The 15,371-nt window shown below is 37.8% G+C and carries 16 protein-coding genes; all 16 read right to left on the reverse strand.

What is annotated here, in order from left to right; genetic code table 11:
• Nucleotides 1-166: 166 nt before the first annotated feature.
• Nucleotides 167-799 carry a MerR family transcriptional regulator gene (locus tag BFS05_RS01325; protein WP_103084255.1) on the reverse strand — a complete coding sequence of 211 codons (633 nt, stop codon included), beginning with the start codon at nt 797-799 and terminating at the stop codon, nt 167-169.
• Nucleotides 800-935: 136 nt separating this feature from the next.
• Nucleotides 936-1,373 (reverse strand): FHA domain-containing protein, encoded by a 438-nt coding sequence (locus BFS05_RS01330; protein WP_103084256.1) that lies wholly within the window; start codon nt 1,371-1,373, stop codon nt 936-938.
• 18 nt (nt 1,374-1,391) lie between these two features.
• A complete protein-coding gene (locus BFS05_RS01335; RefSeq protein ID WP_103084257.1) occupies nt 1,392-2,225 on the reverse strand; it encodes a DUF881 domain-containing protein in 834 nt (277 codons plus the stop codon).
• Nucleotide 2,226: 1 nt separating this feature from the next.
• On the reverse strand, nt 2,227-2,559 hold the full coding sequence (locus BFS05_RS01340; RefSeq protein ID WP_103084258.1) for a small basic family protein: 333 nt from the start codon (nt 2,557-2,559) through the stop codon (nt 2,227-2,229).
• A 13-nt stretch (nt 2,560-2,572) separates the two neighbouring features.
• Entirely contained in the window at nt 2,573-3,592 is a 1,020-nt protein-coding gene (locus BFS05_RS01345) for a DUF881 domain-containing protein (RefSeq protein WP_374703748.1), read from the reverse strand.
• A gap of 184 nt (nt 3,593-3,776) precedes the next feature.
• Nucleotides 3,777-4,382 carry a CDP-alcohol phosphatidyltransferase family protein gene (locus BFS05_RS01350; protein WP_103084259.1) on the reverse strand — a complete coding sequence of 202 codons (606 nt, stop codon included), beginning with the start codon at nt 4,380-4,382 and terminating at the stop codon, nt 3,777-3,779.
• Nucleotides 4,383-4,668: 286 nt separating this feature from the next.
• A complete protein-coding gene (rpe, locus tag BFS05_RS01355; RefSeq protein WP_180978552.1) occupies nt 4,669-5,334 on the reverse strand; it encodes a ribulose-phosphate 3-epimerase in 666 nt (221 codons plus the stop codon).
• A 31-nt stretch (nt 5,335-5,365) separates the two neighbouring features.
• Nucleotides 5,366-6,283, reverse strand: coding sequence for a prolipoprotein diacylglyceryl transferase (gene lgt, locus BFS05_RS01360; protein ID WP_103084261.1), 918 nt, complete (start codon nt 6,281-6,283; stop codon nt 5,366-5,368).
• A 111-nt stretch (nt 6,284-6,394) separates the two neighbouring features.
• Nucleotides 6,395-7,453, reverse strand: a complete 1,059-nt coding sequence (locus tag BFS05_RS01365) for a phosphatidate cytidylyltransferase (protein WP_103084262.1) — start codon at nt 7,451-7,453, stop codon at nt 6,395-6,397.
• Nucleotides 7,454-7,517: 64 nt separating this feature from the next.
• Nucleotides 7,518-8,072, reverse strand: coding sequence for a ribosome recycling factor (gene frr, locus BFS05_RS01370; protein ID WP_103084263.1), 555 nt, complete (start codon nt 8,070-8,072; stop codon nt 7,518-7,520).
• 109 nt (nt 8,073-8,181) lie between these two features.
• On the reverse strand, nt 8,182-8,931 hold the full coding sequence (gene pyrH / locus BFS05_RS01375) for a UMP kinase (RefSeq protein WP_103084264.1): 750 nt from the start codon (nt 8,929-8,931) through the stop codon (nt 8,182-8,184).
• A 303-nt stretch (nt 8,932-9,234) separates the two neighbouring features.
• On the reverse strand, nt 9,235-10,086 hold the full coding sequence (gene tsf / locus BFS05_RS01380) for a translation elongation factor Ts (protein ID WP_103084265.1): 852 nt from the start codon (nt 10,084-10,086) through the stop codon (nt 9,235-9,237).
• Nucleotides 10,087-10,189: 103 nt separating this feature from the next.
• Entirely contained in the window at nt 10,190-11,017 is an 828-nt protein-coding gene (rpsB, locus tag BFS05_RS01385; protein ID WP_103084266.1) for a 30S ribosomal protein S2, read from the reverse strand.
• A gap of 298 nt (nt 11,018-11,315) precedes the next feature.
• On the reverse strand, nt 11,316-11,801 hold the full coding sequence (gene def / locus BFS05_RS01390) for a peptide deformylase (RefSeq protein ID WP_103084267.1): 486 nt from the start codon (nt 11,799-11,801) through the stop codon (nt 11,316-11,318).
• A 345-nt stretch (nt 11,802-12,146) separates the two neighbouring features.
• Complete coding sequence (locus BFS05_RS01395; protein ID WP_103084353.1) at nt 12,147-14,174, reverse strand: AMP-dependent synthetase/ligase; 2,028 nt, start codon at nt 14,172-14,174, stop codon at nt 12,147-12,149.
• A 430-nt stretch (nt 14,175-14,604) separates the two neighbouring features.
• A complete protein-coding gene (locus tag BFS05_RS01400; RefSeq protein WP_103084268.1) occupies nt 14,605-15,201 on the reverse strand; it encodes a hypothetical protein in 597 nt (198 codons plus the stop codon).
• Between the last annotated feature and the right edge of the window lie 170 nt (nt 15,202-15,371).

A 15,371-nucleotide genomic window follows, 5' to 3' on the forward strand; every position in this document is an offset into this window, starting at 1 on the left:
AATTAAATCTTCCCTATTAGATTGTTTAAATTTAAATAACGCAACACATGAGCCCAAAAAGCTATATATAAGAAACGCGACTGCAAGAAGCCAAAATACCGCCGGAATAATATATAGAAAAGCGCTCATATAAATCACTAATCACTACACAATACGAAACCATATACTAATCTAATTGCAGCGGAGTAAAATTCTCAGATTCCAAATCTGATTCAACTCTTTTACAAATCTGACCTACATTAATCGCAAAAACTGCTGAACCCGTTGAAAGCATATCTAAAATATTATTCTTATCAACATCGCATTCTTGAACATTATTGCCATCACAGATAATAGTCATCTTATTAAGACTTTCCTCAGAATGACAATAAAGAAAAAGAATAGCATTAGTTACATTTTGTAAATTTACGCCAGCATCAAGCAATTTCTTTGCAACTGTCATAATTACAATATCTTTAAAAGAATATAACCTTCTAGATCCTGAACCATGAGAAGGTGTAATCGAAGGTTCAATAATGTGCTTTCTAGCCCAATAATCAAGTTGGCGATACGTTATACCTGCTATTTTCATAGCAACAGTACCGCGATATCCCTTCTCATAATCAACTCCAGCAGAAAAACTAAAAAGTACACCTTGCACAGCCGAAGAATTATTAGACGTCTTTTTAGAATATTTTCCTCTACTGGAATTTTCTACATCATCGAAATCCCCGTAAATACTGTTAACATTAGAAAAATTAAGAGATTGAGATACTAAATCAACTTTAGAAGACTTTTTATCAGAGCTATTAACACCCATAAAAATCCCCCTGTATCTCAAATCTCTTATTTATCGAGAAAAAATCCCAGCCAATTCAAACAAACTTAAATAAAATTTAAACAAAACAATTTAAACTATCATTTAAACTATCATAAGAATTGTTTAAAAAATTATATTAATTCGAAAAAGCGTCAGTTCCAAAGAAAACTAACCTGAATTTTCCAATCATGATTTCGTCGCCATTATGCAAAACAGCTTCGTCAACACGTTCACGATTAACATACGTACCATTCAAGCTTCCTGAATCAGCAATAGTAAAAACATTACCATTCCTGCGGAAAACAGCATGCGCACGAGAAACAGTTGAATCATCTAAAAGAATATCCGCACGAGGATCTCTACCAACAGAAATAACATCTTCATCTAGAAGATACCTAGAACCTGAAACTGCTCCCCTAGTAGAAATCAACAATGCAGTTCCTGGTACCAACTTAGATATCGTATCAAGATCATCTTTCTTCAAAGGACGATCTGCAGTAGATGTAATAGGAATATGTATTGCTGGCATACCAATTATGGTTGTTTCTCCAGCTGTAGGAATCGGTTCTGTCATAATTTTTATTGTACCTTGTTACTCGACTTGTTGAGCAAATTGATATTGTTTTGCAGAGCGTGTCGCGTTAATTTCAACCTCATCAGGCGTCATAACGTGCACCAACGCGCCAAATTTAACTTTTAGCCTAGATCCTACTCCACCTGCAATAGTTACAGCATTTTGCAAATTTTGAGGATCTCCAATCGCCTTAACTATATAAGGCGGATTTATTTGCCTACCATCGCACACTAAACCGTGCTTGGTTTCAGAAATATAACTTGAAGTGATAATACGAATATCGTTAATAGACATCACTTCTACACCAGCATTACGCAATTCTTCAATAAGCTGGAACATCGTAGAAGCATCGATTTTCTCTTTTTCACCGCCAGTAATATGAATTATTATTCCACGACCTGTAGCAGGCAAACGACCTGATAATAATCCATTAGTTTCAGCATTTTGACGAGCAATACGACGAGCTTCTTCCTGCTTATTAACAGAAGCTTTTAAAGACTCTAATTGCCCACTTAATTCACTTTTACGCTGTTCTAGATTCTGTATCTGGGAATTAGTTTCAGTAATAAGCCTAGTTAATTCATCTTCGCTCATAGTTTCATATATAGAAGAACTACGATTCACCTGAATCATGTATGCAAAACCCAATAAAGCACACATAAGCATAATGAGAAAGCCTGTAAAAATACGAGCTCTAGTAATATGCGAACTCAGAGAAGGCTTAGCACGCTTTGATACAACAGGAAAAGAACCTGTTTGAGTTCTATCGCTTTCACGATCCTTAGCATGCTGACGATGTAGTTTTCCAACAATATTTTCATCGTTTTGTTTGCGAGAAAAAGAAAAAGACACTTTAACTCCTCAAAATAAAACGTCTAATTGCTGACACATTGGAGAAGATTCGTATGCCAAGCACAACAATCACTGCTGTTTGAAGCTGAGCACCAACACCAAGCTGATTGCCTAATAAAACTAAAAGCGTAGCAGCAATAACATTCGAGAAGAATGATATAACGAAAACTTTATCCGAAAAGTTACGTTCAAAATAAGCTCTTGCAGCACCAAGCAAAGCATCCAGCGCAGCAACCACCATAATAGGCAAATAAGGCTGAATAACAACAGGAATATCAGGATGAACCACAATACCTATTAGTACGCCCAAAATCAAACCAAGAATCGCTGTCATAATATTTACTCCCTTACTTTTTTTGAGCGAACCTAATATCACCAGTACCAGCTACTGGTAATTTTAATTTACTTGAATATGAAATTTGCGGATTAATGCCGGCATTCGTAAGTGATGAATACCATGCTGAATGTTTCTTATCATAAATTTTCGATGCTAAAGTATTAGCATCTCCGATTGCTTCAATAACATATGGGCTCTGCGTTTGATTTACACCTATTAGTATTGCCTGGCCAGCTATACGAATAGAGGTTTGTACACCTAAACGATGACCATTAACAGCTATAGCTTCAGCACCGCCTTCCCATAACAAAGAAACAAAAGTTTGAATATCCCTATCTGTAATAACGCGCATTCTCGCTCCCATAGATTCCCTAGGAAGAGAGCCAGCAGAAGATCCAGAGCCAGCAGAAATAGGATTTGCTATAGTAATGCTTATTCCTGGACCTTCAACAGGATTTACGCCATTAACCATATCGTCATTTTTCGTAACTTGATTTTCTTCAGGAGTTGTAATTCGTTTCGATTCACGATCAACGCTATTATGCAATTTCGTAACTTCTTTAAGAAGATTATCAAACTTCGTTGTATGGCTAACCAATTCATTTGCCAAAGACGTTCGAATTGCTTTTCTAGTATCAACATGCAATCTACGAACAAATTGAGTTCCAACTGTTCCAACAGCTACGCAAACAATAAAAACAATAATTCGCGTTGCCCACAAGCTAAATCCACTAACTTTTTGCTTATTTAAACGAGCATCCATAAATAAAGGATCTACAGGGCGATTAATTAAATCATCAATAAGTCTTAAAGAATAGTCATCAACATAACGACGTCTATCATGATGCAGAACTAAATGGTTATGAACTTGAGTTGAGTGATGAGTCTTAAGCCCAAAAACAGATTTAGAAAAAGCTGCTCTACGTCGAATCAGCTGAGAGCCATCAGCAGCAGGGAAAGACGGCATCTGATCATCAACGATAGAATCAGACGCTTCAACGTCTTCGGAATTAATCCCATCTTCTTTCATGCTGCTAACGTATTCTCTTTCACTTGCTATTTCTCTTTAATTAAATCTTATTCTATTGTACTCGCTTGTGCATTCACTAAAAATATAAATCCAAATATCTTATTACTAATATTTCTACTAATAATCCATTATTTACTATTCTTTATTTTTTCTTTATTTTTTCTTTATTCTTTCTTTTGCTTCTTTATTGCTTCTTTATTGCTTTTAGCAACATGCACGCCTGTTTAATATACAAAAATCCTGCATACCAATACAACGAAATACCCCATATTCCACATGCAAGTGCAGCAGCGTGAAGCACGAACATAGACTCAGCAGATACAGTATAAACAATCATTAAAGAAACAATTGAAAGCATAAGAAGTGCTGTACCGGCTTTACCAACAAAATTAACAGGCAAAGGTCCATAATCATATTGAGCAAGAATCACAATAAGCACTGTCATAATAACATCGCGCGCTACAACTAAAGCCAAAGCCCACCAAGGTATTATTTTTGCAAATGCTAAAGCAACAGTACTGCAAATAATTAGTAAACGATCCGCTATAGGATCTAAAATCTGACCAAGCTTACTTACTTGATTAAATTTACGCGCAATATAACCATCTACACAATCAGAAAAAGCGGAAATAGCTAATACAACAAGCGCCACAACCATACTTCTGCACGCAATAAGCCAAGCAAGATAAGGAATAGAGCAAATGCGAAGAAAACTAATAAGATTAGGTACAGTAAAAACCCGATTAAGCGCTTCAGGACTATATTCCTGATTCTCAACAGACTTAACCATAGCACCTTCCTTATTAAAAATCACAACTTGTTGAAATCACAACCGTTATACAAAATGCGAACACAGGAATTATTGCACTTAGCAGATTTATATAACCGCCGCATAATCACTTTACATTTAAACTTTACATTTAAGATAAAATCCATATTAAATTCATCTTAAATACGTTTTTATGATAACACCTGTTATTGCAAATATATTAAAACTGTCGCACTTTATATTAAATTATTTACTATTAAATAAGAAAATCGGGGACATTTTCATGCCCCCAATCAATTAAAGCTAATTATTCGCGCCAAGCATCTTGAGCAATATTCCTAATTGATTCAATAGCTTCAGCAGGACTTTTAGCACCGTAAACAGCAGAACCTGCAACAAGTACGTCAGCACCGGCTTGTGCAACTGTAGCAGCCGTAGATGGGCTAACGCCGCCGTCAACCTGAATATGTGTTTGCAAACCACGACGCGTAATTTCATCGCGCAAACGACGAACCTTACCCATTTGATTGCTCAAGAACTTCTGACCGCCAAATCCTGGCTCAACTGTCATGATAAGAACCATATCAAATTCATCGAGAATATCAAAAATTGGTTCTACCGGTTCTGCAGGACGAACAGCAAAACATGCTTTGCAACCCATATCTCGAAGCTGACGAGCAAGACGAACAGGCGCATGAGTAGCACCCATATGGAAGCTCACAGAATCAGCACCAAGTTTTGCATACTCTGGAGCCCAACGATCAGGATCTTCAATCATCAAATGCACATCAACTGGAAGATCTGTTACCTCGCAAATACGTTTAACAATTGGCTCCCCTAAAGTTAAATTAGGGACAAAATGATGATCCATCACATCTACGTGAACAAGATCCGCATTTGAAATCGCAACAAGATCACGCTCAAGATTGCAAAAATCAGCGGAAAGGATACTAGGTGCTATCTGTATATTCATGATTCCCATTCTAAGAAAAGCAAGAGACGAGTTAACGTTTTAAATCCGATTTTGCACTATTTTTTTCATTCTCATCAGACGTCACATCAATTAATTTCTCACTTAACTTATCAGTAAATAAACTATGCCGTTGAAGAAGCGCGAAAATAATAGCTGCACATATAAATACGCCGATTGATACCCAAACGTTAATGCGAACTCCCAAGAAAACATGTGAAAAATCAATTCTTAATGATTCAATCCACATACGTCCTGCCGTGTACCACATTACATAAATAATGAAAAGCGAACCTGCTTTACATTTTTGCATTACTTTTTTAGCGCAAAAAATAATTAATGCGGCACCAATAAAATTCCATATCATCTCGTACAAAAACGTTGGGTGGAATAATGTTCCTTCAGGGCATGAAAGGCCGTCATAACAACTCTCACTATGACCGATTGCACCACCAACATTATTTAATTTAAGACCCCACGGAAGAGTAGTCGGAGCACCATAAAGTTCCTGATTAAACCAATTACCTAATCTGCCAATTCCTTGAGCAATAAGTAAAGCTGGAGCAGCTGCATCCGCAAGCAAAGCAGTTGGATAATGCCTGTAACGGCACACTCCCCAAGCAGCTAGTGATCCTAAAACCACTCCTCCCCAAATACCAAGTCCACCATTCCAAATACGGAACATTTCAACCCAGTCGCCAGAAGGGCCAAAAAACTTTTCAGGTGTTGTAATAACGTGATAAAGACGAGCTCCAATAATTCCGCTAGGAACACTCACTAAGGCAATATCTAATATTTGATCAAAATTACCACCCATGCGCTTCCATTTGCGCGTAATAATATACATTGCACAAATTATTCCGATAAGAATAAAGATTGCGTAAAAGCGGATAGTAACAGAGCCAAGTTTAAAATACGAAATAGTTGGCGAAGGAATATATGCTACACTCATGGCAACGATACTACACTGACATCATGATTCTTAAGCAAAAACATTTAAGAACAATACTTTAAAGCGTATGAAGCAAAATAATTGTTATACAAAACTAGAATTCTTAAAGAATCAAACTTTCGCAAACTTCATAATCGCCATCAAAACAGGGCCACAAAGCAGAATTGAATCAACGCGATCTAAAACGCCACCGTGTCCTTTAAGAAGATGGCCCATATCTTTAATTCCAATATCACGCTTAAGCATTGATGCGCACAAGTCGCCAAAAGTACCGACGATTCCAGAAATTATGCCCATAACTGCAGGAAGCCACCAAAACTCAACAAACTTCATACCATAGAAGCCGATAACAATGGCGTACGCACCGATTATTGCAAAAAGCATTGAACCGATTAAACCTTCAACAGACTTTTTTGGAGAAATTCTAGGAGATAATTTATGCTTACCAAGCCAAGCGCCAGCAAATAAACCACCAGTATCACTTAAAGCCGGCAAAAATACCAATAACATTGCATGTGCAATAGCATATTTACTACCTGCTATTGAAAGAACAATACACGATGCAAGAAGAGGGATATACAATATTACGAACATGGATGCAGCAGTATTATTGAACGTACTGCTATTAGTTACAGCTCCTGAAGAATGCTGCAATTTCTTTTCAACAGCTTGAAGAGTACGAGCAGATATAGTGCTATTAAGAGTTGCAAAAATAACAGTAAGAATAAGTGATACTGTTATTCCACTCGCCATAGCTATAGCATGCCATTTTGCATAATAAGTCGACAAAATAGTTACAACAGAGCAAATTGATAGCGCAACAAAAGGTATACGCAATCCAATAGTTGCAAAATCAACATGCAACTCCCATAATGCTCCAACCATAAACAATGCAATCAATATAATGAAAGCATCCATACTAATAAGCAAGCAAGCCACAATAATAGCAATAAGAACAACTGCGGTCGCTATTGCTTGTGGCATATTACGCCCTGTACGTCGATTTATATCAGTTAAAGCTTCATGGGTGCCACCATCATGCTTAGAAGATGACGAGCCATTAGATTCTGAATTATTAAATGCTGAAGAAGACGATTTTCCTTTAACATTTTTATCATCATCTAAATGACTTTGAGAAGACTCAACAATATCATCTTTATGCTGTTTCATGCGACACCCATCTTTAGAACATGCAATAACATATAAGTTACATGCTTATAGCCACAAATATAAATCAGACTTCCATAATTTCTTTTTGCTTACCTTCAAGTAAGACATCAAGAGAATCAGTAACCTGCTTAGTGACTTTATCAAGCTCTTTTTGTAAACGATCGCCTTCGTCTTCGCCTAATTCACCGTCTTTAACAGACTTATCGATACTTTCCTTAGCTTTACGACGAATATTACGAACAGCGACTTTGCCTTCTTCAGCCTTATTCTTAGCAAGCTTTACATATTCCTTGCGACGCTCTTCGGTGAGCTCTGGCATAGTAACACGAATAACATTACCATCACGATTAGGGCTTACACCTAAATCAGAATCGCGAATAGCTTTTTCAACAGCATTAGCTTGAGAAGCATCAAAAGGAGTCACTGCTAAAGTACGAGGCTCTGGAACACCAATTGACGCAACAGCTTTAATTGGAGTAGGAGCGCCATAATAATCCACCATAATTCCATTAAGTAAAGCAGGATTAGCACGACCTGTGCGAATACCCATAAAATTCTCTTTAGTAGCTTCAACAGACTTATTCATCTGTTCGCGAGCTTGATCGATAATTGCAGACATTTATTCTCCTTTGCAAATATAGTTCTTAAAACATTTCTTAATATCAATGGTAACCGAATATTACCAATAAGTGCAAAATAATACAGTTATATATAATTATTCAGCAAACTTATTCAGCAAACTTAGGCTCTAAATCAGAAACAAGCGTTCCTATTTCTTCACCAATCAAAGCGCGAGTAACGTTTCCTTCACCTTCCAAGCCGAATACGCGAATTTTTTGCTTGTTATCGCGAGCCATAGAAAGCGCAGACGCATCCATAACAGCCAAACCGTCAACAAGAGCGCGATGGTAATTAAGAGTAACAAACTTTTTGGCATCAGGGTTTTTACGAGGATCCGCGCTATAAACTCCATCAACGCCATTCTTACCCATTAGCACTTCGTCGCAATGAATTTCCAAAGAACGCTGAATAGAAACAGTATCAGTTGAGAAGTACGGCATTCCAGCACCAGCACCAAAGATAACAACTCTACCCTTTTCAAGATGTCGAATTGCTTTCAATGGAATATATGGCTCAGCAACCTGACCCATAGTAATGGCAGTCTGCACTCGAGTTGCTTGCCCAGCTTGTTCAAGGAAATCTTGCAAAGCCAAGCAATTCATGACAGTACCCAGCATACCCATATAGTCGCCGCGGCTACGATCAATACCTGCTTGCTGAAGCTCAGCACCTCTGAAGAAATTGCCTCCGCCTACAACAATTGCGACTTGCACGCCACTACGCACTGCAGTCATAATTTCTTTGGCAATTCTACGTACAACTTTTGTATCTATGCCAACAGCACCACCGCCGAATGCTTCACCTGAAAGTTTTAAGAGAACTCTACGAGCATTGCTTTCCGATTGTTCGATAGTCATACCATTCCTCCAGTCCTCACAGCGAATGCAAGCATATCGTTGTCATACTATCGGCCAACAACGACACTACAAAACGCAGAGTAAAAGTTTTCAAAAGAATAGCAGATTACTGAAAAATATAGAATTACGAAATATAAATAAAAATATGACTATGAAATATAAATACAAGAAACAAATAAAAAAAAATTATTACTTGTAAATATAAAGTTTTGATTACTTATAAATATAAAAAGTGGGCACGCACATGTACGAACCCACTTCTTATAAAATAATCAATTACAAGTAATCGATATAAAACGATACTTACTCAGCAGAACCCTTGCCAACTTCAAGACGAGCAAAGGCCAAAGCAGTACCGCCAACTTCCTTGAACAAGTCGCCGACGCTCTTGGAAGGATCCTTCACGTAAGCCTGCTCGAGAAGCACAGTTTCCTTGAAGAAGGCATTCATACGACCTTCAACAATCTTTGGAACAATCTTCTCTGGCTTGCCTTCTGCCAAAGACTTTTCAGTAGCAACGCGACGCTCAGATTCCAAAACTTCTTCTGGAACATCTTCACGACGAAGCCACTGAGCACCCATAGCAGAAATCTGCAAAGCTGCTTCGTGAGCAACCTTAGCACCAGCTTCATCAGTAGCAATCATAGAAACAATGCTTGGAGGCAATTCTACAGACTTCTTGTGAGCATAAATCTCAACGTGTGGACCGCTTACCTTAGCAACCTGACCAACCTTGACATGCTCGCCGAACAAAGCTGCTGCTTCTTCAACAGCTTCCTTAACTGTTGCACCATCAGCTGGGGCTGCAAGTACTTCTTCAGCAGTAGAAGCGCAAGCTTCAACAGCATGGTCAAGAACAGTGTTTGAGAATTCAACAAACTTTGGTGTCTTTGCCACAAAGTCAGTTTCAGAATTCAATTCAACTGCGTAACCAGTTTCGCCTTCAGCAGACTTAACAACCTTAGAAGCGATGGTACCTTCCTGAGCCTTACGACCTTCACGCTTACCAGCTGCCTGAATACCCTTAGCGCGGATGATTTCCTTAGCGCGGGCAACGTCGCCTTCAGCTTCAGTAAGAGCTTTTTTAACGTCCATCATGCCGGCGCCGGTTTCTTCACGCACCTGCTTAATCAACGCTGCAGTAATAGCTGCCATTTTGTTCTCCTCGTATTATATGTAGGGCTTAGTGGCATAGGCAAAACGCTTACACCACATAAACGCCTTACTATTAAGCTTATAGAAGATAAGCTCTATTTTTTCACTCAGACTTTTCTGCTTCTTCTGCTTCTTCACCTTCAGCAGATTCAGAAGCAGCTTCGCTTTCGTTAGTAAGTAATTCCTTTTCCCAAGCTGCCATTGGCTGAGCATCAGCACCTTCGGACTTAGAACCCTTACCAGCATGCTCAAGCAAACCTTCAGCGACAGCATCAGCCATCAAGCTAGTTAACAATTCAACGCCACGAATAGCATCGTCATTAGCTGGAATTGGATACTCAACAGACTCAGGATCAGTGTTAGTATCAACGATTGCTACAACTGGAATACCAAGCTTATGAGCTTCTTCAACAGCAAGAGCTTCCTTGTTTACGTCAACAACAAACATTGCGGAAGGAGTGCGGTTCATATTACGAATACCGCCAAGCTGCTTAGCAAGCTTATCCTTTTCGCGCTCTAAAAGAAGAAGTTCCTTCTTAGTCAAACCAGAGCCACGAACATCGCTGAAGTCCATTTCCTCAAGTTCCTTCAAGCGCTTAACACGAGTAGAAACAGTCTGGAAATTCGTCAACATACCGCCAAGCCAACGCTCGCAAACATAAGGCATATTCACGCGAGTAGCCTGATTCTGCACAGCTTCTTGAGCCTGCTTCTTAGTACCCACGAAAAGAACAGTACCATTGTGAGCAACAGTCTGCTTGATGAAGTCATAAGCCTTATCGATCATGTCGAGAGACTTGAACAAATTGATGATATGAATACCATTGCGCTGGGTGAGAATGAACTGCTTCATCTTTGGATTCCAGCGACGAGTCTGATGGCCAAAATGTAAACCAGCCTTCAGCATTTCGCTCATGGTAATTTGCGACATATCTTTACCTTTCTTGTCGGTTCTTGCCTGGCCATGTCTATTCGCATGCAACTTGTCTAAACAATCCGTCTAAATCAAGCCGACCGACACGAATGGACGCGTACATGGCGCGTATTTGCGCATCCGGTAGACAATAAAAATCGAGCAATCATATAACGCGACAGTACTCATGCTCAAATGGACACGCGAAATAGGATTATAACAGAAACTAACTACTAAACTAAATCATTAAATAACACTAAAGATTCATGTATTTCTTAATATATTCAAGAAATACATTTAATAAACACATTTAGAACTATTTAATATTATCTCGTAGTTCTTTCAAAGCTTTCTTTCGGACATCCTTCTCTAATCTATCTAAATAAATATGTCCATCAAGATGATCGCATTCGTGTTGCAACATACGAGCCATCAAACCTTCGCCTTCTAAAACTACAGTTTTACCTTGAAGATCAATGCCTCGAACACGAGCATATTTAGCTCTACGAGTTTTGTACCACAATCCTGGAACAGATAAGCAACCTTCATCGTCATATTGCTCACCACTAGTTTCTTCAATAACAGGATTTAAAATATAGCCAATTCGACCATTAATGTTATAAGAAAATGCTCTCAAGCTAACACCAATTTGATTTGCAGACAAACCAGCACGACCAGGATCGTTAACAGTTTCCAGCAAATCTTCAACCAAATTATGAATTGCAGGCGTAATTTCACTGATTTCATCACATGGAGTGCGCAATACTGGATCAGGTACAACGCGAATTTTACGAATAGTCACAATTCTCCTTCATCACTATTACTGAAGACTATAAACAGAATCTCTATTATTGTATACAGCACGTAATAATTGATAGACATCTTTTTAATAAAATTATAAAAATTATAAAAAATCAAATAGAAACTTAAACAACACGAATAAAAAAAAATAAGACGTATAGAACAAATAGACTTATAGAACAAATAAACGCATAGAACATGTAAAACAAATAAAACAGCAGTGCTAATAAACAAACGCAGTGTTAATAAACAGCAAAAAAGATTTAATGCTTACTAACACTGCGCTAATAAATAATTTTTGATATGTAATTAAATTACTAAACTATCAAATTCTTAAATTATAAAACTAATGAGCATCGGAAGAAGTCTTGTTAGACGCCTCATTCGCAGCCACATCATGCTTTTCTAAAGCAGACTCATCACCGAAATGCATAAGCTGATTTGCTGCTTGATCAAAAGCTTGACGAACTCTAGGCGTTACAGCTTCTTGAGCCTGACGAACTGTTTCAGTAGTCTTATCAAGAATCTTTACAGTCGCTGGAAAAGGCTTCGTATTAGGCTTAGGAGCATACAGCTGCGTGTCAATAATATTCGCATAACGCTTCAATACTTTTGGACGAACAACTTTCATGCTTGGAGTAAGAGTACCAGCATCTTGAGTAAATTCATCTTCCAAAATTACGAATTTACGAATCGACTCAGCCCTAGAAACAGTACTATTCGCTTGATCAATATATTGTTGAACAACAGAACGTACAGCTTCATTAGTTACAACTTTGCTCATAGGCATATTTTCTGGCATGCCCTGTGTTTTAAGCCAAGAACGAACCATATCTGGTTCAAGCTCAATAAGTGCAGAAATAAATGGCTTACCATCGCCCAAAACTACTGCATGAGACACTAAAGGACACTTAGAGATAATGCCTTCAAGCGGAGCAGGACTAATATTCTTACCGCCAGCCGTAATAATAATATCCTTCTTACGGCCAGTAATAGATAAGAATCCTTCATCGTCGATCTCGCCAATATCTCCAGAATGTAGCCAACCATCTTCATCTAATACTTCAGCCGTAAGTTCAGGCTTGTTGTAATAACCCATGAAGACATTTGGGCCTTTAATCAAGACTTCATCATCGTCTGCAAGACGAATAGAAATACCAGGACCAGGACGACCTACTGAACCAACTTGATTAGCATGTTCAAAATTAACTACGCATGGAGCAGCAGTTTCAGTCATACCATAACCTTGTATGAAGGTTATACCATCGAGACCATTAAAGAAATGAGCTAAATCTGCACTTATAGGAGCACCACCGCAAGCTAACCATGAAAGATTAGGACCCAAAGCCGAACGAATAGATGATCCAACTGTATTCATATAGAACTTGTGTTCCATTTTTGCAGACAAAGAATGCGACTTGCCATTTACTTCATCACGCGACCACTGGATAAAATGCCTTACAGCTTTAGCAAAAACTCTACCTCTAATACCCGCACCTGCTTTTTGTGAAGCAGCGTTATAGACCTTCTCAAATACTCGAGGAACTCCAAGCAAATAAGAAGGCTTAAAGCTTCGCAAATCAGTCAAAAGATGCTTAGCATTAGGAACATATCCAACTACACCGTTGGAACCGATTAATACGTATTGTATATAGCGAGCAAAGCAATGAGCTAAAGGCAAGAATAGCAAAAGCCTGCTAGGCTGATAAAGCATGTCATTCAACACATCATAACCAGCGAAAACAATATGAGTGAAGTTTCTGTGCGAAAGCATTGCACCCTTAGGTTTACCGGTAGAACCAGATGTGTATACGATAGTTGACAAATCGTCAGCTTTTACATTTTCAATAGCCTTATCAAGCTCTTGAGTGTTCAAAGACCTACCAAAGTCTATAACAGCACTTAAGCCGCCGGCTTTGAAATTAAAAGTCTTGAAAGAAGTATTTTTATTGTTATTACGAATCAACTCTAAGCACTGAGCATGAGCGTCATCACCAGCGAAAGCAATAACAGGCTGTACTTCATTAATAATGTCAGTTGCTTGCAGCGCAGAATCAGTTTCATAAATTGGAACTGAAACAGCACCAATAGCTGCACAAGCAAAATCAACTACACCCCATTCGTAGCATGTAGCTGAATATATAACTACTTTCGATCCTTGTTGCACACCAAGCGCAATCAATCCTTTAGCAGTAGCACGAACTTTGGCAAGCATTTCAACAGCAGTAACATCATGCCATTGTCTAGTGTCTTCGTCTTGCCATTGAGCAATAGTTCCTTGCGGAGAGCGTAATGCCCTATTAGCAAGAAGTGAATAAATGGTATCACCGTCTTGAGTTGGGTGAATGGCTTCTACAGAAAATTCTCGGAGCATAATTGTCATTGTACTTTAATTATTAGAGCAACACGAACGCAATTCATACAAAAAAATATTTTTTATATTGGAAATTTCTACAAATAAATATATTGCGCATTATTTTATACAGAAATTTATGAGTACTATAAAACAAGGTTTGAGTAAATATATGAGTAAAAATACGACTAAGAATATAAAAATATAGCTAAAAATATAGCTAAAGATATAACTAAAGGTATGACTAAAGGTATGAGCCAGCTTATATATAAAAAGCTGCGAATTATAAAAATAACTAATCCGCAGCTTATTTTTAATAACCATCTCATCACCATTTCTAAAATCAATAGTCATATAAAATAATTTCAATTATTATTTAATTTATTTTTTATTTTTTACATACTTTTATTAGCAATGAGATATATTTAATTCACTAACAAAATCAACTAAATCAGCCAATATCCGCATAAGTACAAATCCATTCACCGCGCTTATATTTCAAAGACAACGAAGTCCAATATTGTTCATAGCCAGTAGTCATTCTAACTACTCCCTCAAAATGAGTTGGCTCTACCATAATTCCATTAACTAAATGCGGATTAACTGGAAGTCTACACACTTCAAAATTCAAAATAGGATCATTAAGCTCACGAAGATGCTCTCCAACCATAACCCACATATTATGCAACTTTTTTATGCAATCACTTGAAAGCATTTTATTCATAACAGGCATAATTGGATGCCCTCGAGCTATATCGAGTGCTATACAAGCAACCCTGCAAGTATGCATAGCCATCGAGAACATTTTTTCCTCAGAAATAGTGTCATCATAAGCAAGGCTTATATGATAAGGGACTTTTCTTTGAGAAACTCCTACTAAAAATACTCCATCGTACGTAGGTAGCTTATTAGGCATCTTTTTAATAGGAGGCGGTGCCGTATCATAATCAGACGCATCATCAGATGAACTATTGGTAAACATACCTTTAGAATCTAGATATTTATCCTCATCAAGCGGATCTGAATCCGCAAAACATATCTTTTTCATTTTCTTCCTCTTTTCATTAAAATACCGCATATAATATGATTTCTTTTGCGGAATAGGTACAGCATACAACGAAATTAAAAAAGAGAATAAAAAACAATTAAAAATGTGGATAAATAAATACGACAATCTTATTTTCCCAATAAAATCAACGTTTTTGACACATTGTTTTA

Source organism: Gardnerella coleohominis (assembly GCF_002896555.1).
GTDB lineage: Bacteria > Actinomycetota > Actinomycetes > Actinomycetales > Bifidobacteriaceae > Bifidobacterium > Bifidobacterium vaginale_F.

Excerpts from the sequence above, each read along its gene's own strand:
- BFS05_RS01350 (WP_103084259.1), bottom strand. The coding sequence starts at position 4,382 with ATGGTTAAGTCTGTTGAGAATCAGGAATATAGTCCTGAAGCGCTTAAT.
- BFS05_RS01330 (WP_103084256.1), bottom strand. The coding sequence starts at position 1,373 with ATGACAGAACCGATTCCTACAGCTGGAGAAACAACCATAATTGGTATG.
- lgt (WP_103084261.1), bottom strand. The coding sequence starts at position 6,283 with ATGAGTGTAGCATATATTCCTTCGCCAACTATTTCGTATTTTAAACTT.
- BFS05_RS01325 (WP_103084255.1), bottom strand. The coding sequence starts at position 799 with ATGGGTGTTAATAGCTCTGATAAAAAGTCTTCTAAAGTTGATTTAGTA.
- tsf (WP_103084265.1), bottom strand. The coding sequence starts at position 10,086 with ATGGCAGCTATTACTGCAGCGTTGATTAAGCAGGTGCGTGAAGAAACC.
- BFS05_RS01365 (WP_103084262.1), bottom strand. The coding sequence starts at position 7,453 with ATGAAACAGCATAAAGATGATATTGTTGAGTCTTCTCAAAGTCATTTA.
- rpe (WP_180978552.1), bottom strand. The coding sequence starts at position 5,334 with ATGAATATACAGATAGCACCTAGTATCCTTTCCGCTGATTTTTGCAAT.
- pyrH (WP_103084264.1), bottom strand. The coding sequence starts at position 8,931 with ATGACTATCGAACAATCGGAAAGCAATGCTCGTAGAGTTCTCTTAAAA.
- BFS05_RS01400 (WP_103084268.1), bottom strand. The coding sequence starts at position 15,201 with ATGAAAAAGATATGTTTTGCGGATTCAGATCCGCTTGATGAGGATAAA.
- BFS05_RS01395 (WP_103084353.1), bottom strand. The coding sequence starts at position 14,174 with ATGCTCCGAGAATTTTCTGTAGAAGCCATTCACCCAACTCAAGACGGT.
- BFS05_RS01345 (WP_374703748.1), bottom strand. The coding sequence starts at position 3,592 with ATGAAAGAAGATGGGATTAATTCCGAAGACGTTGAAGCGTCTGATTCT.
- BFS05_RS01340 (WP_103084258.1), bottom strand. The coding sequence starts at position 2,559 with ATGACAGCGATTCTTGGTTTGATTTTGGGCGTACTAATAGGTATTGTG.
- rpsB (WP_103084266.1), bottom strand. The coding sequence starts at position 11,017 with ATGTCGCAAATTACCATGAGCGAAATGCTGAAGGCTGGTTTACATTTT.
- frr (WP_103084263.1), bottom strand. The coding sequence starts at position 8,072 with ATGTCTGCAATTATCGATCAAGCTCGCGAACAGATGAATAAGTCTGTT.